Genomic DNA, 23,318 nt, shown 5'->3' on the forward strand with positions numbered 1-23,318 from the left:
TATGCCTGCTTTCATTTTAATTTTATATATAGTTTACAATTATTGTACCTACCAAAAAACCAATTATACAATACACACTTTTTGAATGCGGAAAAATTTCTTCCAATACAACATACATCATTGTACCTCCTGCTGTGGCAAGAAATACACCTATAAGAGACGTAAATGCTCCTCCAAAATAAACACCTAAAAAACTTCCTAGACCCATAGGTAGTCCAGCTATTACAGTAAATAAAATAACTTTACCTAGTTTCATTTTATTACAAACTAAACCCAATGCCATAGCCAATCCTTCTGGTATATTATGTAGACCTATAACTATAGCAAGAGTAATACCTAAGCTTTCAGTTGACATGAAAGAAGAACCTATAGCTAACCCTTCTGGCAAATTATGTAGTAATATACTTATGAATATAAGATACCCAGATGTCATACTTCCAGACACATCTAATTTTGTTTTTATGTACATAGTTATGAGAGCTCCAACAAATGTAAATATAACTGTATTGATTATCCCCATTTTATCCATTGATTCTTTCATCAAATCAAATACCACTACAGCTAACATTATTCCACCAGATAATCCCATAAAGAAATTTAGATATTTATCAACTTCCTTTTTAAAAATAGCTGATATTACTCCTCCTAATCCTGTCCCTATAACACCTGCCAAAAGTCCAATCATTGTTACTTTTAGTATCATATAACCCTCCTATACTTGTATATAACAATTATATACAGTAGAATATGATAACATGACCTAAAATGCAAAATAGCTGTTTCAAAATAGAAAATAATTTCTAGAAAGAAACAGCTTCTTTAAAACATTACTTATATTGCAGTCATTTTCTCTGTTTGGTCAACAGTAATTAAAGCATCTATCATTTCATCTATATCTCCATCTAAGAACGCATCTAACTTATATAAAGTTAAATTTATTCTATGGTCACTTATTCTACCTTGAGGGAAATTATATGTTCTTATTCTTTCTGATCTGTCTCCTGTTCCAACCTGGCTCTTTCTTTCTGCTGCTATATCTTTATGTTGCTCTGCCAATGCTTTATCGTAAAGTCTAGCTTTTAATATTTTTAAAGCTTGCTCTTTATTTTTTAATTGTGATTTTCCATCCTGACAAGATACTACTTCACCTGTAGGTATATGTGTTACCCTAACTGCAGAGTCAGTAGTGTTGACACTTTGTCCTCCATTACCTGAAGAACGGAAAACGTCTATTCTTAAATCATTTGGATTTATATCAACTTCTACATCTTCAACTTCTGGTAATACTGCAACCGTAGAAGTTGATGTGTGTATTCTTCCACCAGATTCAGTTGATGGTATTCTTTGGACTCTATGAACTCCAGACTCATACTTTAATCTTGAATATGCTCCCTTACCTTTTATCATAAAAGATACTTCTTTATATCCACCAACTCCAGTATCACTTGCACTTAATAATTCTATTTTCCATCTTCTTCTCTCAGCATATCTTGAATACATTCTAAATAAATCACCTGCAAATAGAGCTGCTTCATCGCCTCCAGCTCCACCTCTAATTTCAACTATAACATTTTTATCATCATTAGGGTCTTTAGGTAATAATAATATTTTTATTTCATCCTCTAAAGGTTCTACTTTTTCTTCCATCTCAGCTAATTCCATCTTAGCTAATTCTCTTAGTTCTTCATCTGACTCTTCTTGCAATATTTCTTTTGATTCTTTTATACTATCTAAAACATTTCTATACTCTCTGTATTTCATAACAATAGGTTCTAAGTCAGCATGTTCTTTTATATACTTTTGCCAAACTTTTTGATCATTTATTATATCAGGGTCACCTATTTTTTCACTTAAGTCTTTATATGTATCTTCCAATACCTCTAATTTTTTTAACATACTTTCACCTCGATTAAATGTAACATATCAATTGTTGATTATATCATATATTGTAACCTATAACAACTCTATCAATGCCTTGAATATCCTTCTTTGTATATATTTTTTTATATCCATTGCTTTTCATAATATTAATAACATCTTCAGCTTGATTATGACCAACTTCATATGCTAATATTCCACATCTATTTAAATATTTCTTACCTTGCTCTGTTATTTTTCTATAAAAATCTAATCCATCTTCTCCACCTTCAAGAGCATTATATGGCTCATAATCTTTTACTTGTGTATGCAAAGTTTCTATATCTTGCTTTTTAATATATGGTGGATTTGAAACTATGATATCAAATTTTATATTACTATCACTTATTGCTGTAAATAAATCAGAATTAATGTATTTTATCTTTTCATCAACTTCATTTATAATAGCATTTTTTTTAGCTATTTCTAAAGCTATTTCTGATACATCAAAAGACATTACTTTAGAATTTTCAATGTATTTTGCCAAACTAACTGTAATAGCACCAGAGCCAGTACCTATGTCTAGTATACTTACATCTTTTTTTCCCTTACATATTTCAATTATTTCTTCTACTAAAGTTTCTGTATCTGGTCTTGGTATTAATACACCTTCTTTAACAAAAAAATCTAATCCCATAAACTCTCTATTTTCAACTATATAGGCTATTGGTCTTCCATTTAATCTTTCTTTAGCAAAACCTATAAATTTTATTTCTTGTTCTTCAGTTAACTCTTTATTTAGATTTAAGTGAATATACAGTCTATCAACATCACCTAATGCTTTTTGCAATAATAACTCTGTGTCTAATCTTGGAGTATCACTTATATCTTTAAATGTATCTGAATATTTAATAATTATATCTTTTATCGTCATAATAAATATCCTTTTCTTTAATCTACCACTGCCTTTAACGCTTCTAAGGCTACCTCTAGTTGCTCATCATCAGGCTCTTTTGTTGTAAAATATTGCAACATCATTCCTGGGTATGCAACAATTTTAGTGAATCTATTATCATATTTTCCAAGAATTCTAATTACTTCATAGGATAAACCTGCTACTATAGGCACACATATGATTCTCATAAATATTCTAAGGATTGGATTTGGCCAACCAAAAAACGCAAACAGTATTATTGACACAGCCATAACTATAAATAAAAAATTCGTACCACATCTAGGATGTAATCTTTTAAATTTTCTTGCATTCTCTACTGTAAGTTCTAAATCATTTTCATAACAATATATAGATTTATGTTCTGCACCATGATATTGAAATACTCTTTCTATATCCTTGCTTCGTGAGATTAGTACTATATATGCAAACAATATCACTATTCTTATAATACCTTCTATTAAATTGAGCATAAAGTCATTAGGCATTACCTTAGAAAAAGCTCCTCCTACTAATGTAGGTATGAAAATAAATAATCCAGCAGAAAGTAGCATTGCTATGACCAATGAAAATATTATAATTATATCATTTGCCTTATCTTTAAAAATTTTCTTTATAAATAAATCAAATTTATCCTCTTCTGCTTCTTCCATAAAAAATTCTGAAGAAAAATTTAAACTTTTTATCCCTTGAATCATTGTATCTATCATAACAAAAGAACCTCTAACAAAAGGTATCTTATCTATATTCTTATCTCTTACCCAACTTTTTATTCTATCTTCTTTTAGTGCTATTTCTCCGTCACTTTTTCTAACAGCTACTGCTCTTTTGTCTTTTGATTGCATCATTACACCTTCAATAACAGCTTGCCCACCTACAGCTTGTTTTGACATCCACTCACCTCATTTTATTGTATTTAGAATACTCAATTTTACATATTTATTATTATAATACAAAAAGACAATTTAAAGTAGAATATGAATGTTTTTTTGTAATAAAATAGGAGTTGGCTTCCTCCAACTCCATTTTTATAAAAATTAATCCATTTTGAATCTTTTCTTGAATTTGTCGATTCTTCCACCTTTTTCTATGTTCTTTTGTTTTCCTGTATAGAATGGATGGCACTCTGAACATATTTCAACTTTTATTTCGTCCTTAGTTGAACCAGCAGCAAATGTGTTCCCACAAGCACAACGCACTTCAACTGGATTGTATTTTGGTTGTATTTCCTTTTGCATTATAGTCACCTCTTCTCTTTATTTAAAAAAATTAATTATATTAACTTTCTTTTTACATTATCAACTACATTATTATAGCACAACTTATTATGCCATTCAAGTGATTTTTCCATTACTTTATATAATCTATATTTACATTTATATTGCTGATATATTGCTGACTTTACAAATTCTTTATTGATTTTACAAACTCTTTATTGTCCTTAGTTCTTTTTATAAGTTCAATGACTTTATCTGTAATTTCCATTACTGAATTATTGCTCATTTCTCTTCTTAATCTCCAAAGAGCTGTCTTTTCTTCATCATCAAGCAATAAGTCATCTCTTCTTGTCCCAGATTTGTAAATATCTATTGCAGGGAATATTCTCTTTTCAGCTAACTTTCTATCTAGATGCAATTCCATATTTCCTGTACCTTTAAATTCCTCAAATATTACATCATCCATCCTAGAACCAGTTTCAACCAATGCTGTTCCTAGTATAGTTAAAGAGCCACCTTGTCTAATATTTCTGGCTGCTCCAAAGAACTTCTTAGGTCCATGAAGTGCACCAGGGTCAATACCACCAGACAAAGTTCTACCTGTAGGAGATATTGTAAGGTTATATGCTCTTGCTAGTCTAGTTATACTATCTAATAAGATTACTACATCTTTCCCATGCTCAACTAGTCTTTGAGCTCTATTTAACACCATCTCTGCAACTTTAACATGATGACTTGATACTTGGTCAAAAGTAGAATATATAACATCTCCTTCAATAGATTCTTTCATGTCAGTAACTTCCTCTGGTCTTTCATCTATAAGAAGTACTATAAGCTCAACATTTGGATGATTTTTAGCTATGCTATTTGCAACACTTTTTAAAAGAACTGTTTTCCCAGCCTTTGGAGGTGCTACTATTAATCCCCTTTGTCCTTTTCCTATAGGAGAAATTAAATCTATAATTCTTGTTGCTATTTCATTTCTATTAGTCTCCAGTGTAAGTCGTTCTTCTGGGAATATTGGTGTTAATGTCTCAAATGCGTTTCTTTGTATAGCTGTATCAGGATTTTCATCATTTATTTTTTGAACGTATAAAAGTGCTCTAAATTTCTCTCCGCTTTTTGGATGTCTAGTTATCCCTTTAATTTTATCTCCTGTTTTCATATTAAATCTTCTTATTTGAGATGGTGAGACATAAACATCTCCTTCAGTAGATAAATAATTTGAACCTCTTAAAAAACCAAATCCATCTGGCAAAATTTCAAGTACACCTACTACTTCATCTTCTTTTGATGTGTTAAATTCATCAACTATCTTAGATTCATCGACTTGTTTAGGCATATAATAGTTTTTATTATTATTTCTGACCATTCTATTAGATATATTTGATGCCTTATTACAATCATTTACATTCGTTGTCTTATTATAATCATTTCTTTGGTTTCTGTTTTCTTGGTTTTGGGAAATATTTTGAGTATCTATTTCTTTCTTGTTGTATGATTTGGTAGGGCTCTTATATTCAACTTCTTTTTCTATACTCTCACGCTCTATATTTTCTTTTCTATTTTTTATGTCTTCTTTAATATCTTCATTTTTTTCTTTAATCTCTTCGTTTACTTTTTCCTCATTTTTACTTTTAGAATTTATAATCTCAATTAACTCATTTTTCTTATATGTAGTAATTGATTTTATTTTTAATTCTTTAGCTATCTCTCTTAGTTCAACTAAGGTTTTACTACCTAATCCTTCTAATACTTTATCATCTAAAATCAAAAAAATCCTCCTCATCTATATATTCATTTATATACATACTTATTTTGGAAATTGAAGGCATGAAAAAGAAAAGTCTTATTTAAACAGTTAAGTCTAATAATATCACTATTTATACATTATGGTCAATAAATAAAATTTAAAACACTGTTATCCATTATATTATTGTATCTCAAGTCCAATCTTAGCACGTTTTTATAAATTTATCACTATATTTATATCTTATAATAATATTTTCCCTTAAAATATGCAACTATTATAAAAATTTTTTTTTACATTTATAAATTCTAAAAACCATACATAACTAAAATGTTGTAAATTTTTAACTACATTAAGTTATATATGGTTTTTATATTTATGTATATTCACTGTAGTTATTTATCCTATTACATAGTTGCAATCATACTTAAAACAGCTGTTATGCTTGTTAATACAAGAATTCCCACAATCCCAACAGCTATTATTCTATTAATTTTTTTCTGACTTGATTTTGCCACAATACATCACCTTTCACTAATTATTTTTGAATTTCAAGTTCTCTAGCATCGCACACTTCAGATGAGTCCAATTCTTCATCTGTGCTATTGTATAACACATTTTTATCTTTATCAAATTCCTCACAAACATGTTTTAAGTACTTGATAAAATCTTTCTTAAGGTCTTCTTTTTTTAGAGCAAAATCAACAGTAGCTTCTAAAAATCCTAGCTTATCACCAACGTCGTATCTCTTTCCTTCAAAGTTGTATGCATACATAGCTTCTTTCCTAGACAATATTTTTAAAGCATCTGTTAATTGCACCTCTCCACCTTTACCTGGTGGCAAATCTTTAAGAATATCAAATATTTCAGGAGTTATTATATATCTACCTAAGATAGCAATATTTGAAGGAGCTTTTCCTGGCTCCGGCTTTTCTACCATATCTTTTACCTTATAAACTCTACCTTCTATATTTTTTGCTTCTATTATACCATATTTATTAGTGTCTTCTAGATTCACTTTCTGAACACCTAATATTGTAGTTCTATACTCTTCATATGCATCTGTTAGCTGCTTTAGGCAAGGTACATCATTATCTACAATATCGTCACCTAACATTACTGCAAAAGGCTCATCGCCTATAAAGTGTCTAGCACAATAAATTGCATCACCCAATCCTTTTGGCTCTTTCTGTCTTATATAATGTATATTAATCATGTTAGATATATTTTGGACTATCTCTAACAATTCCTTTTTGCCTTTTTTCTCTAAGTCAAGTTCCAATTCTACGGATTTATCAAAGTGGTCTTCAATAGACTTTTTATTTCTACCTGTTATTATTAGTATTTCCTCTATCCCTGAAGCCACAGCTTCTTCTATTATGTATTGTAGAGTTGGTTTATCAACTATTGGTAACATTTCTTTTGGCTGTGCCTTAGTAGCTGGCAAAAACCTAGTCCCTAAACCTGCTGCTGGTATTACGGCTTTTTTAACTTTAACTTGCATAGAATCATCTCCCACTAATTAATAAATAAAAAGCCCTATCTTGATAGGACTTTAAACTTTTAGTATATTTTATCATTAATTCGATATATTTACCATGTGGATTATAATAATCTTTTATAATAGCTTTTCAAGTTCTGCTACTAAGCTGTCAAATTTTTTGATTGTATTTTCTATAGGCTTTGTATTAGTTAAATTTATACCACTTGATTTTAACAAGTTTATTGGATAATCTGAGCTTCCCTTTTTAAGAAAATTTATATAGTTATCTGAACCATTTTTTAGTATGTCTTGGGCAAAACTTACTCCTGCACTACAACCTGTTGCATATTTATAGACATAGAAACTATTGTAAAAATGTGGGATTCTAGCCCATCCGACCTTAGATAATTGGTCTAATTCATAGCTTTGTCCATAATATTTTTTAAGAAGTTGTCCCCAAACATCATTTAATACTAGCGCATTTACACTTTTTCCTTTTTCCACTAACTCATGTATAGTTTTTTCAAATTCAGCATACATCGTTTGTGTATAAAGAGTATCTTTTATTAAGTCTAAATATTGTGTTATATAATAAGCTTTTTCATCATTACCTTTAGCTTCTCTTATAAGCATCTCATAAAGTAATGCTTCATTAGTTGTAGATGCAACCTCATGAGTAAATATAGATGGATTTGAATTAAAATAGTTTTGACTCTTAGAACTTAAATATTCATATACAGCATGACCAAGTTCATGAGATAAAGTTGAAACTGAGCCTAACGAATTATTATAATTCAAAAGTATATATGGATGATTTTCATAAACAGATAAGCAATACCCACCACTTACTTTATTTTCATGTGAATAGACATCTATCCATTTTTCATTGAAAGCTTTATAGACTACATCATTATATTCTTTTCCTAAAGGTGATAATGCTGAATACACTATGCTCTGTGCTTTTTCATAGTTAATATTATTATCAACAGCTTTAACTATAGGTACAAACATATCATATGAATGAACCTTATCTAATTTTAAGACTTTTTTCCTTAAATCTATATATTTGTGTAGACTGTCCATGTTTCCATTTACAGTTCTTATTAAATTATTGTATACTTTTTCATCTACATTATCAGACTCCAAATACATTTCTAAAGAAGACTCATAACCTCTCTCTTGAGAATAGAAAATATTCTTTTTAACTTGACCAGTAATCAAACCTGCAATTGTATTTACATTATCGTTGTAGGTTATAAGTTCATCTTGATAAGCTTTTTTTCTATTTTCTCTGTCTGATGATTCTAATTCACTAGCATATTGAGCTGGTGTCAAATTAGTTTTTCTATCCATATTCCTAAATAATTCATAAACTTGACTTGGAAGACTACTTATTGAAGACACTTTGCTTAGGATGTCTTCTGACTTATCATCCAAATAATGTACTTTATTTCTTCTTATATCTCTTAAATATGCACCATATTTCCTATTTATATTTTTATTTGAAATAATTTTCTTATAATCTTTGTTTGATAATTTTAATATCTCTAATTCTAAATCCGAACAAATCCCCATATAGTTGCCATAAGATTTACTCATAGTATCATTCATATCTAAATATTTATATGAATTTTTATTAGTATCTTGTTTTAATTTTACATAGGCAGAAAGTCTATTTAATCTTATATCAAGCTTTTCCTTGATATTTAAGGCAAAAGACAAATGTGTTGGTGATTTTGTTACTTTACCTATGTAATTTTTTAATTCTTTAGTATCTTTATCAAAACTCTTAAGTTCTTTTTTCCATTGGTCATCACTTTTAAACAAAGATTGTAAGTTCCAACATGTTTTTTCATAATCTATTTCTTGTTTTTTTTCAGCATCATCTTCAGTATCATTATTCATGACAGTAACTGCTCTATCATTATTCTTTTGATATCCTTGGTCAGCTTTTATACTTATTATTAACATGCAAAAAATAGAAATAAATAAAGGTATTATTGCTTTGCACAATTTTCTATTCATAAAAAGCCATCCTTTCAATAAATTTACTTAATAATAGGATGGCTTTTTTTAGATATATTATTCAATTATTCATACTATATAAATAAATATCGAATTAATAGTTATCCACATAATAATCAACATATTCACAGGCTTTGTTTACCTAGAAATTTAGTTATTTCAACATGAATCTCTCTTGATAATAGCTTTTGTTTTTTCTTTTTTTACATTTTATTAACATTTATGCCATACTTATCAACAAATTTTGTTGATTTATATGTTTTTTTTGTTAATAACTATACTTTTTTCAAAAGTCTATTAACATATTATACACAAGTTATCCACATATTATACACAGAATTTTATAAATTTTATTTTGTACATATCTTAGTAACTAAAACAGTCATATCATCTTCGATTTGTAACGCTTGTAACTCTAATGCTCTATCTAATATCAAGTTTGAAATTTCTTTTGGATTTGTAGTCTCTATATTCTTTAAGAAGTATATTAACCAATTATCTCCTAAATTGTTATTTCTTCCTGCATCTACAATTCCATCAGAAACCATTATAACATAGTCTCCTTCCTTAACTTTTACATTTTTTCTATCAATTTTTACATCTGATAATATACCCACAGGTAATGATGATGACGATATTAAGTCGACTTCTCCATCACCTCTTTTTATATAGGTAGAACACGCTCCCATCTTTATAGTCTCTAAAGAGCCTCGTTTCAAATCTAAAATTCCCAAATCTAGAGTTGAAAACATCTCTTCTGAAGACTTTAATAGCAACATATTATTTATAGTATCTATAACTATTTCGTCTTTAATTTTTGCATCTATCATTTTTTCTAATATATCAATGGTAGCAGAAGATTCTTCATATGCTTTTTTACCTTTTCCCATACCATCACTTATAGCCATCATATATTTACCATCATTTATCTCCATATATGTGTAATTGTCTCCACAAAGAATATGCCCATCCCTTGACATTGCTGAAACTTCTGTAACAGCCTTATATTTTTGGGACTTAACGAATGTTGCCTTACATTTACCTCCTAAACAATGGCACCCTATTTTTCTAACAGACATATTTTCACCTACTAGGTCTGAAATTATGTTCACAATTTTATCTTCACACATACATCCATCATGACAAGTTTTCTTTTCTATTGATATTTCAAATTCACTGTTACTCTTCGTTAAGTAACTTACTTTATCAACTGTTATGTCATATCTCTCTAATTGCTCATATATATTTTTTTCTTTTTCTATATCCAACATTATATCGCCCTCTAAATCTTGAGATAACGATTTAATTGACTTTGAAATACTTCTTATCTGATTTGCTATTAATTTTCTACTTTCTGAAAACTTCACACTCCAATCATAATCTAATACAAACATTTTGTAATAGTGATTTGATATTTTCACTATTGACTCTGGTTTCATACATTCCTTTCTAAAGTTTTTAGGTATATCGTTTAAACTTAATTCTCCCTTCTCCTCAATTTTTTCAAGAATGTTATATATCATAGTGTATGTATGATTAAATCTTGATTCCCAGCACATTCTTCTCATACTACAACTTTTACATTCATCGTTATGAATCATATCTATTACATTGGCTATATCTCTTTGGTCTAGTACCTTATCCTTTTCTCTTATCTTGTCAAATGTATCTGCAAGGTCATCATAAGTTTTATAAATACTATTCAATCTACTATTAGTTAAGTTCTTGCTTCTCATAATATAATCGTATACGATTTCATTTGAAGCTACATTACTTTTTATTAATTTTTCAATCTTATTAAACAACCTCTCTGGCAACACCAGGACTATTAAGCAACCTAATAGTATATCTCTTAATTGCATCATATTAGAAGGAATACCAGAAGTATATAGGTATATTATTGTCCAACTTAGAATATATCCTAATATACAGAAATATTTATTTATTTTATTAAATGCACCACCTATTAATCCTGAAAAAGAATATATTCCCATATAAATAGCTGATGTCATGTTATTTAAAATGGATGCTACCCCAATAATTACACCACTAGATGCTCCCATGGTAGCTCCTCCTACTATGGAGGTCAGTAATATCAATACGGTTGATAAAATGGTCCTTATTGATATTCCAAACAAGGATATATCACCTATCCCCATTATGCTAAAGGTCAGCAGTAAACTTATTGAGATAGCTTCTTCTGTCCGTACAGACATCCTATTGTTGACATTGGCCATTAAACCTATCCCATAAGAAAACACATATATAGATATAAACATTATTATTGCTTCTACACCTGCTATAAGAAGATTGTACGTATACCTATTTGAAAAGAAAGCTTGTCCCATGGAAATTGGAAGTAATATCATTGCACCTATAAATGCTACCTTAGCAATTGAATCTGATAATTTTAATTTCTTATTCATCGCCATAAATATTGTAAGGCACACAGCATATTTTGCTACATTTCCAAAATCATTAGATGATAACAATATTCCTAATAATGTTGATATGAATACAGGTATCTTGTACTTGTCAATCTTTGATGCACATATAAAAAAGGCAATTCCTAAAGGGGCTACAGAGTCTACTATAATAGACCTACTAAGTAAAAATCCCATTACGGCGAATGCCGCCGTAGTAAAATCAATATATCCGCTTATTAATTTTATGACATTTGGTTTTACAGTCTTATTCTCCACAACTGCTACACTTCTTTGCATAAAAAAACCTCCTCTTTTGTTTATATTAAGAATTGTAACAAAGAGGAGTAATTTTTTTTGTCATAATCGGTTTTAAAAATCAAAAAATATTAATACATTTTTTTTGACTTTTGACATATTAAGCCTTCCAAATTATCGTATTCACTTACGGTTATTTCTTCTATTTCTAATTTTTCCATTATTATATTCAATATTTTTACACCAGCAGTTATAATATCCGCACGTTTTTCTTGTAGCCCTTTTAAGTTCTTTTTATCACTTAATGTCATGTTTATTAATTTTTGTAGAATTTCTTCTATTTCTTTTTTGTGTATTTTACTATTATGTATTTTTTCCATAGAGTAAACCTCTAATTCTTGATTCATTGCTGATAATGATGTAATCGTACCACCTATGCCTATAAGAGTTTTTAATCCCCTTTCTTTTATATAATTTAAAGTTTCATCAATCTCGTTATATATAAATGAACTCATATTTTCAAACTCTTCATCTTCAATGATATCATGCTTTAAAAATCTCTCTGTCATTCTAAGAGCACCTACATTTTCACTTTTATTAAATTTAATTCCATCTGAGTCGCCTATAATAAATTCTGTTGAACCTCCACCAATATCTATAACAATAATATTATCATCACCTTGTATACCTTCTAAGACACCCTTAAATCCCAAATTCGATTCTTCTATTCCTGTAACTATATCAACATCTATTCCAGTTTCTTCTTTTGCAAGTTTAACAAAGTAATCTCCATTTTTGCTATCTCTAAGGGCAGATGTTCCCATACAATATACCTTCTCACACTTTTCATCATTACACTTATCAGAGAATTCTTTTAAGGCATCTATATTTCTTTGAATAGCATCTTCTTTTATATATCCTTTACTATCTACACCATGCCCAATTCTAGTTGTATTAACAAACTTTTTTCTGTTTATGAGATTTCCATCTCTATAATCTGCTATTAATAATCTCATTGAGTTTGTCCCAATGTCTATAGCTCCTACTTTCATTATGAAATACCTCCTCAATAAAAATAAAAAGCCATCCTTAAACTGAATGACTTTTTTATCAAATCTTAAATTTTAAAATCAATACATCTGTAAACTTATTAGCAAGCTTTAATCAACGATTTATATCAACATAAACAGTTTCATTAGGCTTTACCATATTTAATCTTTTTCTTGCTATTTCTTCTAAGTCTCCTTCATATGATTTTTCATCTTTCTTTAAGCTGTTTATTTGTATTTCAGTCTTTTTTAATTGTTTATTTAGACTTGCTATTTCTTTTTTATATTCCTTGGCTTTTGTGTACTCAAATACAAACCCTGTTATCATACTAAAAACTGACATTCCTAAAAATAAACTGATAACAACAATTTGTCCTGAAAATTTTTTTCTTAAGTTCATTTTCTCTACACCCTTTTTTTAGTTTTATTTTTTTTCTTCTTAGGTTTTGTTTTTTTCTTGCTCTTTGATTTTTTATTTGATTTTCTTTTTATACCCTTCTTTGTTGCTATAAATATGTTTGGTATATAAAATATAATATCAAATAGTAGGTGTAGTGAATAGATTATAACGTAATACAAATTATTTAAAAAACTGACTATGTAGTGTATAACTTTTTTTAAAAAATTCCTCACAAAACAGATTATTTTATTGATAATTGATAAAACAATTTTACTTATGGTGTTATAGTATAAAATAAAACCAATAAACAAAGCCACAAAATGGTAATATCTTAAATCAAAAAATTCCGTAAGGTTTATTGTTAGAAATATTATAGCCGTTGCTAGAAACCAAAACAACACATCAAAGATTATTGCGAAATAATTGATAAATTTAAAGTTTCCTCTTAGACCTCTATAAAAATCAAACAATACTCCTATAAGTATTCCACCATAAATAGTAGCATAAAAAATACTTACATCTTGAGTGAAAGGTATCATCTATCTAAATACCTTTTTCAAGAAACTCTCTTGTGGCTTTTTAGGCTTTGCATACACCATAGAATTTATAGTTCCATCTATGCTAATTATATTTTCGTCTATACTTAGCTTGCTCATATCTAGGTTCTCGCCTTCAATCACCATCTCGCCTACAGAAGTTTTAAGCTCAACTCTTTTGTCATTAAAAGAATATATGTGCTCGACTCCTGAAATAACCAGCTTTGATCTATCTTTCAAAGTTATGTTCTGTTCCATAATATCCCCCCAGTAAATATTTCACTAATACTACTATTAATATACTAGAGGACTATCAATTTTATTCTAAAATTTCGTACATTTCTTTTGCATCATTTTTTAACACATGCTCTTTTACTTCATTTATCTTAAGCTTCATCTTTTTCTCTCCAAATTGTATTTCTAATGTGTCTCCAATATTCACTTCTGAAGAAGATTTAGCAACTTTTCCATTTATAGTGACAATTCCTTTATCACATGCCTCTTTAGCAACAGTTCTTCTCTTTATAATCCTAGATACTTTTAAAAACTTATCTAATCTCATAATTATCACCTTCCTTAGTTCTATAGAAAAAGTGTGGCAAATTTATCCACACTTTTTCACAAGATTTCTAATTATCCATTTATTATATCCTTTAATCCTTTTCCAGCTTTGAAAACTGGTGCTTTAGAAGCTGGTATATCTATAACTTGCTCTGGATCTCTTGGATTTCTTCCTTGTCTAGCAGCTCTTTCTCTTGTCTCAAATGTTCCAAATCCAACTAATTGAACTTTTTCATTATTTACTAGTGCATCTTGAACAGAACTCATAAATGCGTTTAATGCAGCCTCTGCTTCCTTCTTTGTTAATCCACTTTTTTCTGCCATCTTTGATACTAATTCAGCTTTATTCACGATATTTACCTCCTAAAAATGTTTATAATATAGACTTCTATCTTTGTGATAAAAGTTCTAGATTTTTGACAAATTTCCTTCCACAATTTTATTGTTTTTTAGCCTGATTCCAAAATTCATCCATCTCTTCAAGTGTCATGTCTTCTAATTTTTTATTTAAATTCATTGCACTTTTCTCTACAAACTCAAATCTATTTATGAATTTATCTGTAGTACAGTTCAAGGCTTCTCCTGAGTCTATGTCTAAAAATCTAGCTAGATTTACTACCGAAAATAATAAATCGCCTAGTTCTTCCTTTATGTATTTTATATTCCCGACCCTGTGTTCGTCAAGTAATTCCTGATATTCTTCTTCAATTTTTTTAAATACATCTTCTACATTGTCCCAATCAAAGCCAACAAGGGCTGCTTTATGTTGAACTTTACTAGCCTTCATAAGAGCTGGTAGATGTTTTGGTATCCTTCTAAGACCATCTGTTACAGTGCTTTCGCCCTTTTCTTCTTTCTTTAATTCTTCCCAAGTTTTTTCAAACTTAGACATATCTAGTTTTACACCACTAAATATATGAGGATGTCTATGAATTAATTTTTTACAGATTCCATTTACTACTTCTTTTAAATCAAAGTAGCCCTCCTCATTTCCTATCTGACAATGGAATATAACTTGTAAAAGAACATCTCCTAGTTCTTCTACCATTTCATCTATATCATTATTGTCAATTGCATTACAAAGCTCATATGCTTCCTCTATAACAGAATTTTTTAATGATTGATGCGTTTGTTTTTTATCCCATTCACATCCAGATGGACTTCTAAGTGTATTAACTATTATTTCTAAGTCATGTACTGTATTATACATCTTTTTAGAACTTTTGGGTATATATAAGCTAGTTAAATAGTCAAAAAAGTTTTCATTTCTGTCCAATTCGCACAGTTTTATAAACTTTTTACTTTCTAAATCTTTGACACCTGCTCCATTTACTATACATACTTCTTGATTATAGTCATAGTATTCCATAAGCTTTAACTTTACATTAGATGCTATAAATTTATCATATACTTGAGTTATTATCATACTAGTATCTAAGTCTATATATGAATTTTCTATTTCAAAAGCATCTATCAATTTAAAGCCTTCAGATGGGTCTATGCCCAAATAGTTAAACATAGCGTCTACAAAGCTCATAGAAGGCAATATTTCTACTGTTATGTGCTTTTCATTGGCTAGTCTTTCTATTATACTTACAGTCTTTTCTGCGACTCTTGGATGACCAGGAACAGCATATATTAAGTCACCCTTTGTAGCTTCTTCTATGATAAACTCAGATATTTTTAAATATACATTTTCAAAATTTTCTTCATTTTCATAAAAATAGTCTAAAGAAGTGTATTGTATAGTTTCTTTAAGTTTATCAATTATTGGATGTTTCTCTGTTCTAAAAAAGACTCTAGGGCTATTTTTTAAAGATTCTAAAACACCTTGGCTTATAAGAGAATAATCTCCTGGTCCAAGACCTACAATACTTATCTTACCCATAACATCACTCCTATTAGCAAATTTCACTTTATTTTTGTATTATTATGCAAATAAGGAGTTTTACTATTTGTATAGTATTTCCTTTATTTACATATATATTCCTATATTATCTTATAAGTTTAACTTTTTTTAACAATTTATATAATTTATCACCTTTTGGCATAGTTAAAATCTCTTCTTTTTTAACTCCTCCTATTCCAAGTATAACTACTACATATACAATTCCACCAATACATATTGCAATTATTGTAGATATGCTATTTCCTAAGAATCCAGCTAAAGCACCGTAACTCAACTTAACCATTATAAACATTGTCATAACTGTTATAAATGGCTTTATTATAAATTCTTTTTTAGGGAAGTTTACATTCATGTGTTTTTTAACATATAATAAGTTAATCATAGCTGCCACAAAGTATGCTGTAACTGTCCCAAATGCAGAACCCAATACATTAATATCTGGTATCCCTGTCAAAGTATAACTTATCACAATCTTACATAACATACCAGCACATAGGGCAATTACAGGGACTATTGGTTTTCCCATTCCTTGAATTATACCAGTTAATGTTTGTATTAAACCTAAAAATAATACACATGGAGTAAGAGTAAACAAAATAGTTCCTACAGAAGATGGTTCATGTGGAAATAAAAGACCCATTATTGGTATTGCTAAAGAAGCCATACCAAACGCACAAGGTAACACTATAAGTAAAGTTACCTTAACTGCACTCTTAGTATCTTTTCTAGCTTTTGACTTATTTCCTAATGCATATGCTTTAGAAATTGCTGGCACTAAGCTCATACTCATTGCAGTTGTTATAACTGCTGGTAAATTTATTGTGGCCATTGCCATACCTGTTAACTGACCAAACATTGAATTTGCTACTTTGTATGTAAAGCCTGCTTCCATAAGTCTTCTTATCACGATAACATTATCTATCATATTTACAAGTGGCATTACTGATGCTCCTATTGTTATAGGGATAGCAACAATTAAAAGCTTTTTAAAAATATAAGAAACTCTCTCATCTTTAAATCTTTGACTTGCATCTATCTCTGCTCTACGCTCTTTTCTTCCTAGCATATAAGCAAACATCAAGTAAATCATAGATGCTACTGAACCTATTGTAGCTCCTGATATAGCACCAGCTGCTCCAAAAGTCTGACCTAGACTTCTCATAAGTAGGTAGGCCAAAGTAAGACCTAATACAACTCTAAAAAATTGCTCTGCAACTTGAGACACAGCAATCTTAGTCATATCTTGTCTCCCTTGAAAATATCCTCTATATGCAGACATTGCAGGGACAAATAATAATGCTGGAGCAATAGCTTTCATAGAGTATAATGCACCTGGATTTTTCATTATGTTTGTTACTATGTAGTCGGCACCAAAAAATAATATACAAAATGATATTATTCCGGTTATAAATAAAACTGTATGTGATACCTTAAATATCTTATTTGCACCTTTAAAATTTCCAATGGCAACTTTTTCCGAAACCAATTTTGCCACGGCCGTTGGGAATCCAGCAGTAGCTAATGTTAAAAATAGAGTATACACAGGATAAGCAGCCTGATAGTATCCCATTCCTTCTGAACCAATCATGTTCCCAAGAGGGATTCTAAAAAATCCTCCCATTATTTTTACGATTACACCTGCTAGCCCAAGTATAAGGGCTCCCTTTAAAAAGGAGTCTTTATTTTTGTTATTGTTCATAACATAACCTCCATACTGTTTATATAACAAACTTTAATATACCATATTTTTGATGCTATATTCAATATTTTACACAAAAACTTCAAAAGACCTTCATTTAAAAGGTCTTTATGATAAAATTATTGAACTTGTTTTCCTAAAAAGTTAGCAGCAATTTTCAAAGATTTTTCTTCATTTTCTGCAATTGTATCTTTATCTTTTGAAACTACTACAATTGAACCTATACAGTCACCAGATGCACTAATTATAGGCATAATAACTTGACTAGTATATTCTTTTTGGTCTTCTTTAAATAAAGGTAAAAGGTTTTTATCTTTTGAATATTTTACTGTCCTTTCACTTATTATTGCTTCTAGCTCATCACTTATACTTTTTTCTTTATAATCTTTTTTAGGAAGTTTAGATACAGCTATTATAGAATCTAAGTCTGTTATCAATACACCATATCCTAGCACTTCAGCTAATGTTTCAGCATATTCTTGAGAGAATTCATTTAATTCTCCTATTGGAGAGTATTTTTTAAGTATGACTTCTCCATCTTTTGCTGTGAATATCTCTAAAGGGTCTCCTTCTCTAATTCTTAATGTCTTTCTTATCTCTTTTGGTATAACTACCCTTCCAAGATCATCTATTCTTCTAACTATACCTGTTGCTTTCATATTTTTTAATCCCTCCATAAATTACTTTAAGTTTATTTTTACCATTGTTAAGAAAAATATACAAAAAAAGCTATATCTTATCTAGATATAGCTTTTTTAAGCATATTACTCTTTTTTTAGTTTTTAGATTGTGATTTTATTTATTACTTTTTCATCTTTTTCCACTTTAGCTTCTTTAGTTAATTTTTCTATTTGCTCTTGATACTTATTTTTTAACAATTGGTCTTTTATAGTTTCTTTTGCATCTTCAAATGATGTTTGCTCATTTACTTTGTCTGTTACTTTAATTATATGATATCCATATTGAGTTTCAACTAAATTAGATACTTCACCCTTTTTCATAGAAAAAGCAGCTTCTTCAAACTCAGCAACCATTTGTCCTCTTGAGAAGAAACCTAATTTACCACCATCACTTGCTGTAGAGTCTTGTGAATATTTTTTTGCTACTTTTGCAAAATCTTCACCTGATTTAACTTCTTTAAGAGCTTCTTCAGCCTTTTTCTTAGCTTCTGCTTTTTTCTCATCTGAAAGTGGCTTGTTATTCTCATCTACTGTTTTTAATAAAATATGAGAAGCTTCTACCTCATCTTTTTTAAATTCATCTTTGTGCTCATCATAGTATTTTTTCATTTCTTCATCTGATATTTTAGTCTTTTTAGCGAAACTACTTTGATAGTTTTGCATAGCTAAATCTTTCTCTTGTTGGTCTTTTAAAAATGCATCATCTATTCCTAACTTTTTAAGCTGTTCTTTATATTTTTCGTCCTTACTCATAGCATCTTTTAAATCTTTAAGACTTTTTTCAACATCTTCTTTCTTAGGAAGTAAGTTATCTTTTTTAGCTTGAGAATATATTACTTCTGTAGTTATAAGTTGGTCAAGAATTAAATCCTTAAACTTGTCCTTATACTTTACACCTTTTTCAACTTCCTTATCCCATATATCTTTTCCATAAGTTTGTTCCATAGAATCTTTATAAAGAGCTATAGTTTTTTTAAATTCATCTGATGATATCTTTGCTCCTTCAACTGTCGCTACAGTTTCTTCTTTACTAGAACTACAGGCAGTCATAGATACTACCAAAATCATAGCTATTGCCAATGTTATTACTTTTTTCAAATTTAAAACATCCCTTCTTAAATTTACAAGTTATTTCACCTTGCACATTTTTTCTAATAATTCTTCTAATTCTGTAACTATATTATAACCTATTTTCTGTTTAGTTCTATACTTTGTTATTGGAACTAATAATATTTCATCTTTTAATTGTCTTATTTTTTCTATTTTCAATACCTTACACAATGATTTTATATAAGCTATTGTAAGTAGTGTCTGAACTGGTTTAGGTATATCAGAGAATCTGTCCTCAAGTTCTTCTTGTATCTCCAACATATCTTCTTTATTTTCAATAGAAGCTATTTTTTTGTACATTTCAATCTTAATCAATTCATCTTTTATATAATTATCTGGAATGTATGCATTTACACTTAAATCTATTTCAACATCAATTTCTTCCACAATAGGCTCACCTTTAACCTTTTTAATTGCATCATTAAGCATTTTAACATACAAATCATAACCTATGACTGCCATATGACCATGTTGCTGAGAGCCTAAAATATTTCCAGCACCTCTTATTTCAAGGTCTCTCATTGCTATTTTAAAACCTGAGCCAAACTCTGTAAATTCCCTAATAGCTTTTAATCTCTTCTCTGCTATCTCACTCAGAGTTTTGTCTTTTTCATATAAAAGATACGCATATCCTTGTCTGGAGCTTCTTCCAACTCTACCTCTCAATTGATAAAGTTGAGCTAATCCCATTTTATCTGCATCATATATAATCATTGTATTTGCATTGGATATGTCCATACCCGTTTCGATTATTGTAGTACAAACTAGTACATCATATTCTTTATTTAAAAATCCTAGGATTATATTTTCTAATGATTTAGAAGTCATTCTTCCATGTGCAACAGCTACTCTAGCATCTGGTACGAGCTTTTGAATCATACTTGCCATTTCTTCAATATGCTCAACTCTATTGTATACGAAAAATACCTGTCCACCTCTACTTAATTCTCTCTCTATTTCATCTTGAATTACGCTTTCCTTACTCTCTGTAACATATGTTATTACAGGGTGTCTTTCTTGTGGAGGTTCTTCTATAACACTCATGTCTCTTATTCCACTTAAAGACATATGTAAGGTTCTTGGTATAGGAGTTGCTGAAAGTGTAAGTACATCTACTGTAGATTTAATTTTCTTTAAAGCTTCCTTATGTTTTACCCCAAATCTTTGTTCCTCATCAATAACTACAAGACCTAAATTTGGTAAATTTATATCTTTGGATATTATTCTATGTGTTCCAATCAAAATATCTACTAATCCTTTTTTGGCATCTTCAATAATTTGTTTTTGTTGTTTTGGCGTTTTAAATCTGCTTAAAACTTCCACTCTCAAAGGATAATTTTCAAATCTCTCTTTAAATGTATTATAGTGTTGTTGAGCTAGTATGGTTGTTGGAACTAGTACAGCAACTTGTTTTTGGTCCATACAAGCTTTAAAAATACTTCTAATCGCCACTTCTGTTTTTCCATAACCAACGTCTCCACATACAAGTCTGTCCATTACCTTACTTGATTCCATATCTTTTTTAGTTTCTTCTATTGCCTTTAATTGGTCTTCTGTCTCTTGATATGGAAATAATGACTCAAACTCTGCCTGCCAAGGTGTATCTTTTGAAAACTTATATCCTTGTATTTTTTCACGTTTTGCATAAAGTTCAATTAAGTCCTTTGTCATGTCCTCAATTTCTTTTTTTACTTTTGCTTTTGCCTTTGTCCATTCATTGGTTCCAAGCTTATTTAACTTAACTTTTTCTACCTCTGCACCAATATATTTCTGTACTTTATCCATCTGGTCTATTGGCACATATAGATTATCTCCACCTTGATAAACTATTTTCATATAATCTTTTTTAATAGCATTGACTGTAATCTGTTCAATCCCTGTGTATCTACCTACACCACTATTTTCATGTACTACATAATCACCAACACTTAAATCTAAAAATGATTCTATCTTTTTCCCTTTTTTAGCTTTTTTATTGCTAGCTTTAGATGCTCTTTTATAAACACCTATCATTTCATTATCTGTTATAACAACAAACTTTATTGATTTATACTGGAAACCACTGTTTATATGTGCAGGTACGATTACAATTTGAGAAGATTTAATTTCAATATCTCTATCTTTAGAAACAGTTGTTTCTAAGCCTTTATCCAATAAATCTTTTCTTAATTTAGTTGCTCTTTCCAATGTATTTGTTGCTAAAATTATTTTGTATCCATTATATTTCAGTCGATTTAATTCTTCTATAAGCAAATCTACTTTTCCATTGAATGCAGGAACTTCTCTACTTTCAAAGTTGATTATAGATTTTATAGAAAAATTATTTATAGACTTTGGCAATAGTGAGTTTAAAACTACAGACTTGTCTTTTACTAGATATTCTAAGTCTGTATAATGATATAATAATTTTCCTTGGTTTTTAATAGCCAAGCCTCTTTCAAGATTAAGTTTATAATTTTCTCTAAACTCATTTATATAATTTTCGCATCTTTCTTTAAGCCTTGTTATATCATTGATAAATACTATTGCATCATCTGCTAGATAGGTAAATATACTTTTGTTTTCTTCTGGATAAATATAGTCTATATAGTTTTCTACACCTTCAAAATAAGTCTTGCTTGATATATAGTCTATATTTTGAAATGTACCTTCATCAGTAATCTTAGTTGTTTCTTTTTTTAGTTTAACTAATGCATCTGTAGTTTTCTCTGGATAAATAAATTCTCTAGATGGGGTAATAGAAAACTGTTGTAATTTATCAATTGATTTTTGCGAATATACGTCAAAAGTTCGTATGGAATCTATCTCATCATCAAATAATTCCATACGAATTGGATTTGTATATTCAAGTGAAAACACGTCAATAATTCCACCTCTTATACTAAACTGACCAAACCCCTCTATTTTTGAAACTCTTTCATATCCTAATGAAACTAGTTTCTCAGTTAGTTTTTCTAAATCTAAACTGTCTCCCACCTTATAATGAGATACACTATCAAGTAAAACTTGTTTTGGTATGTATTTTCTTAAAACCGCTTCAATAGAAGTTACTAAAATTATTTTTTCCCTATTTGCTAGTTTTAACAATACCTTTAATTTCTTTGCCTCTTCGTTTCTGTCCTTTGCATCTAAGTGATAAAAATAAATATCTTGAAATCCTAAATATTCAACTTTATCTTCAATATAAAAACTTAAATCTTCATATACTTTCTTGGCTTCTAAATCACTACTAGTTATAAAAATCATTTGTCGTGACAAATCATTAAACATAGAATAAGATATATGAGGTTTTTGTACTGGCAAAAGTCCATTAACCAATAATGAGCCTTTTGTATTTTTTATACAGTTTATTATATCTTTATACTCTTTTGAATTTTGCAAAGGATATAAAAAAACATCATTCATTTAA

The 23,318-nt window shown here is 29.1% G+C and carries 20 protein-coding genes; all 20 read right to left on the reverse strand.

Translation table 11 applies throughout. The features are described 5' to 3' along the window. Positions 1–22: 22 nt before the first annotated feature. Positions 23–703 (reverse strand): ZIP family metal transporter, encoded by a 681-nt coding sequence (locus ACTG45_RS18745; RefSeq protein ID WP_021386431.1) that lies wholly within the window; start codon positions 701–703, stop codon positions 23–25. 128 nt (positions 704–831) lie between these two features. Further along, complete coding sequence (gene prfA / locus ACTG45_RS18750) at positions 832–1,896, reverse strand: peptide chain release factor 1 (RefSeq protein WP_021386387.1); 1,065 nt, start codon at positions 1,894–1,896, stop codon at positions 832–834. A 43-nt stretch (positions 1,897–1,939) separates the two neighbouring features. After that, entirely contained in the window at positions 1,940–2,791 is an 852-nt protein-coding gene (gene prmC / locus ACTG45_RS18755) for a peptide chain release factor N(5)-glutamine methyltransferase (RefSeq protein WP_021386400.1), read from the reverse strand. 17 nt (positions 2,792–2,808) lie between these two features. After that, positions 2,809–3,702 (reverse strand): DUF1385 domain-containing protein, encoded by an 894-nt coding sequence (locus ACTG45_RS18760; RefSeq protein WP_021386432.1) that lies wholly within the window; start codon positions 3,700–3,702, stop codon positions 2,809–2,811. Between the two features lie 144 nt (positions 3,703–3,846). Beyond that, entirely contained in the window at positions 3,847–4,047 is a 201-nt protein-coding gene (rpmE, locus tag ACTG45_RS18765) for a 50S ribosomal protein L31 (protein ID WP_021386394.1), read from the reverse strand. A 163-nt stretch (positions 4,048–4,210) separates the two neighbouring features. Further along, on the reverse strand, positions 4,211–5,815 hold the full coding sequence (gene rho / locus ACTG45_RS18770; RefSeq protein ID WP_044214027.1) for a transcription termination factor Rho: 1,605 nt from the start codon (positions 5,813–5,815) through the stop codon (positions 4,211–4,213). Between the two features lie 499 nt (positions 5,816–6,314). Continuing rightward, entirely contained in the window at positions 6,315–7,280 is a 966-nt protein-coding gene (galU, locus tag ACTG45_RS18775; protein ID WP_479917759.1) for a UTP--glucose-1-phosphate uridylyltransferase GalU, read from the reverse strand. A 114-nt stretch (positions 7,281–7,394) separates the two neighbouring features. Then, positions 7,395–9,284, reverse strand: coding sequence for an oligoendopeptidase F (gene pepF, locus ACTG45_RS18780; RefSeq protein WP_479917760.1), 1,890 nt, complete (start codon positions 9,282–9,284; stop codon positions 7,395–7,397). Between the two features lie 350 nt (positions 9,285–9,634). After that, positions 9,635–12,007, reverse strand: a complete 2,373-nt coding sequence (gene spoIIE / locus ACTG45_RS18785) for a stage II sporulation protein E (protein ID WP_479919575.1) — start codon at positions 12,005–12,007, stop codon at positions 9,635–9,637. A gap of 89 nt (positions 12,008–12,096) precedes the next feature. Then, positions 12,097–13,017: a Ppx/GppA phosphatase family protein gene (locus ACTG45_RS18790; RefSeq protein WP_479917762.1), complete on the reverse strand. Its 921-nt coding sequence runs from the start codon at positions 13,015–13,017 to the stop codon at positions 12,097–12,099. Positions 13,018–13,129: 112 nt separating this feature from the next. Then, the gene (locus ACTG45_RS18795) at positions 13,130–13,414 is read right to left on the reverse strand and encodes an FtsB family cell division protein (RefSeq protein WP_021386423.1); all 285 of its coding nucleotides are present in this window, start codon (positions 13,412–13,414) and stop codon (positions 13,130–13,132) included. Between the two features lie 5 nt (positions 13,415–13,419). Beyond that, complete coding sequence (gene yabQ / locus ACTG45_RS18800; protein ID WP_021386407.1) at positions 13,420–13,953, reverse strand: spore cortex biosynthesis protein YabQ; 534 nt, start codon at positions 13,951–13,953, stop codon at positions 13,420–13,422. After that, positions 13,954–14,208: a YabP/YqfC family sporulation protein gene (locus tag ACTG45_RS18805; RefSeq protein WP_003421411.1), complete on the reverse strand. Its 255-nt coding sequence runs from the start codon at positions 14,206–14,208 to the stop codon at positions 13,954–13,956. It abuts the gene before it with no gap. Between the two features lie 61 nt (positions 14,209–14,269). Continuing rightward, positions 14,270–14,512 (reverse strand): RNA-binding S4 domain-containing protein, encoded by a 243-nt coding sequence (locus ACTG45_RS18810; RefSeq protein ID WP_021386414.1) that lies wholly within the window; start codon positions 14,510–14,512, stop codon positions 14,270–14,272. A gap of 71 nt (positions 14,513–14,583) precedes the next feature. Continuing rightward, positions 14,584–14,862, reverse strand: coding sequence for an HU family DNA-binding protein (locus ACTG45_RS18815; protein WP_003421415.1), 279 nt, complete (start codon positions 14,860–14,862; stop codon positions 14,584–14,586). Positions 14,863–14,950: 88 nt separating this feature from the next. Then, on the reverse strand, positions 14,951–16,399 hold the full coding sequence (gene yabN, locus ACTG45_RS18820) for a bifunctional methyltransferase/pyrophosphohydrolase YabN (RefSeq protein ID WP_021386437.1): 1,449 nt from the start codon (positions 16,397–16,399) through the stop codon (positions 14,951–14,953). Positions 16,400–16,505: 106 nt separating this feature from the next. Beyond that, positions 16,506–18,119, reverse strand: a complete 1,614-nt coding sequence (locus ACTG45_RS18825; protein ID WP_479919576.1) for a putative polysaccharide biosynthesis protein — start codon at positions 18,117–18,119, stop codon at positions 16,506–16,508. A gap of 119 nt (positions 18,120–18,238) precedes the next feature. Next, a complete protein-coding gene (spoVT, locus tag ACTG45_RS18830; RefSeq protein WP_021386391.1) occupies positions 18,239–18,778 on the reverse strand; it encodes a stage V sporulation protein T in 540 nt (179 codons plus the stop codon). A 123-nt stretch (positions 18,779–18,901) separates the two neighbouring features. Beyond that, entirely contained in the window at positions 18,902–19,897 is a 996-nt protein-coding gene (locus ACTG45_RS18835) for a peptidylprolyl isomerase (protein ID WP_021386426.1), read from the reverse strand. Positions 19,898–19,927: 30 nt separating this feature from the next. Beyond that, positions 19,928–23,314 (reverse strand): transcription-repair coupling factor, encoded by a 3,387-nt coding sequence (gene mfd, locus ACTG45_RS18840; protein WP_479919577.1) that lies wholly within the window; start codon positions 23,312–23,314, stop codon positions 19,928–19,930. Positions 23,315–23,318 lie beyond the last annotated feature (4 nt).

Source organism: Clostridioides sp. LIBA-7602, assembly GCF_056688945.1.

Coding starts and splice junctions, on each gene's coding strand:
- galU (WP_479917759.1), bottom strand. CDS start 7,280: ATGCAAGTTAAAGTTAAAAAAGCCGTAATACCAGCAGCAGGTTTAGGG.
- ACTG45_RS18760 (WP_021386432.1), bottom strand. CDS start 3,702: ATGTCAAAACAAGCTGTAGGTGGGCAAGCTGTTATTGAAGGTGTAATG.
- spoVT (WP_021386391.1), bottom strand. CDS start 18,778: ATGAAAGCAACAGGTATAGTTAGAAGAATAGATGATCTTGGAAGGGTA.
- spoIIE (WP_479919575.1), bottom strand. CDS start 12,007: ATGCAAAGAAGTGTAGCAGTTGTGGAGAATAAGACTGTAAAACCAAAT.
- yabQ (WP_021386407.1), bottom strand. CDS start 13,953: ATGATACCTTTCACTCAAGATGTAAGTATTTTTTATGCTACTATTTAT.
- ACTG45_RS18795 (WP_021386423.1), bottom strand. CDS start 13,414: ATGAACTTAAGAAAAAAATTTTCAGGACAAATTGTTGTTATCAGTTTA.
- rho (WP_044214027.1), bottom strand. CDS start 5,815: ATGAGGAGGATTTTTTTGATTTTAGATGATAAAGTATTAGAAGGATTA.
- ACTG45_RS18790 (WP_479917762.1), bottom strand. CDS start 13,017: ATGAAAGTAGGAGCTATAGACATTGGGACAAACTCAATGAGATTATTA.
- mfd (WP_479919577.1), bottom strand. CDS start 23,314: ATGAATGATGTTTTTTTATATCCTTTGCAAAATTCAAAAGAGTATAAA.
- ACTG45_RS18825 (WP_479919576.1), bottom strand. CDS start 18,119: ATGAACAATAACAAAAATAAAGACTCCTTTTTAAAGGGAGCCCTTATA.
- prmC (WP_021386400.1), bottom strand. CDS start 2,791: ATGACGATAAAAGATATAATTATTAAATATTCAGATACATTTAAAGAT.
- pepF (WP_479917760.1), bottom strand. CDS start 9,284: ATGAATAGAAAATTGTGCAAAGCAATAATACCTTTATTTATTTCTATT.
- rpmE (WP_021386394.1), bottom strand. CDS start 4,047: ATGCAAAAGGAAATACAACCAAAATACAATCCAGTTGAAGTGCGTTGT.
- ACTG45_RS18810 (WP_021386414.1), bottom strand. CDS start 14,512: ATGAGATTAGATAAGTTTTTAAAAGTATCTAGGATTATAAAGAGAAGA.
- yabN (WP_021386437.1), bottom strand. CDS start 16,399: ATGGGTAAGATAAGTATTGTAGGTCTTGGACCAGGAGATTATTCTCTT.
- ACTG45_RS18805 (WP_003421411.1), bottom strand. CDS start 14,208: ATGGAACAGAACATAACTTTGAAAGATAGATCAAAGCTGGTTATTTCA.
- prfA (WP_021386387.1), bottom strand. CDS start 1,896: ATGTTAAAAAAATTAGAGGTATTGGAAGATACATATAAAGACTTAAGT.
- ACTG45_RS18745 (WP_021386431.1), bottom strand. CDS start 703: ATGATACTAAAAGTAACAATGATTGGACTTTTGGCAGGTGTTATAGGG.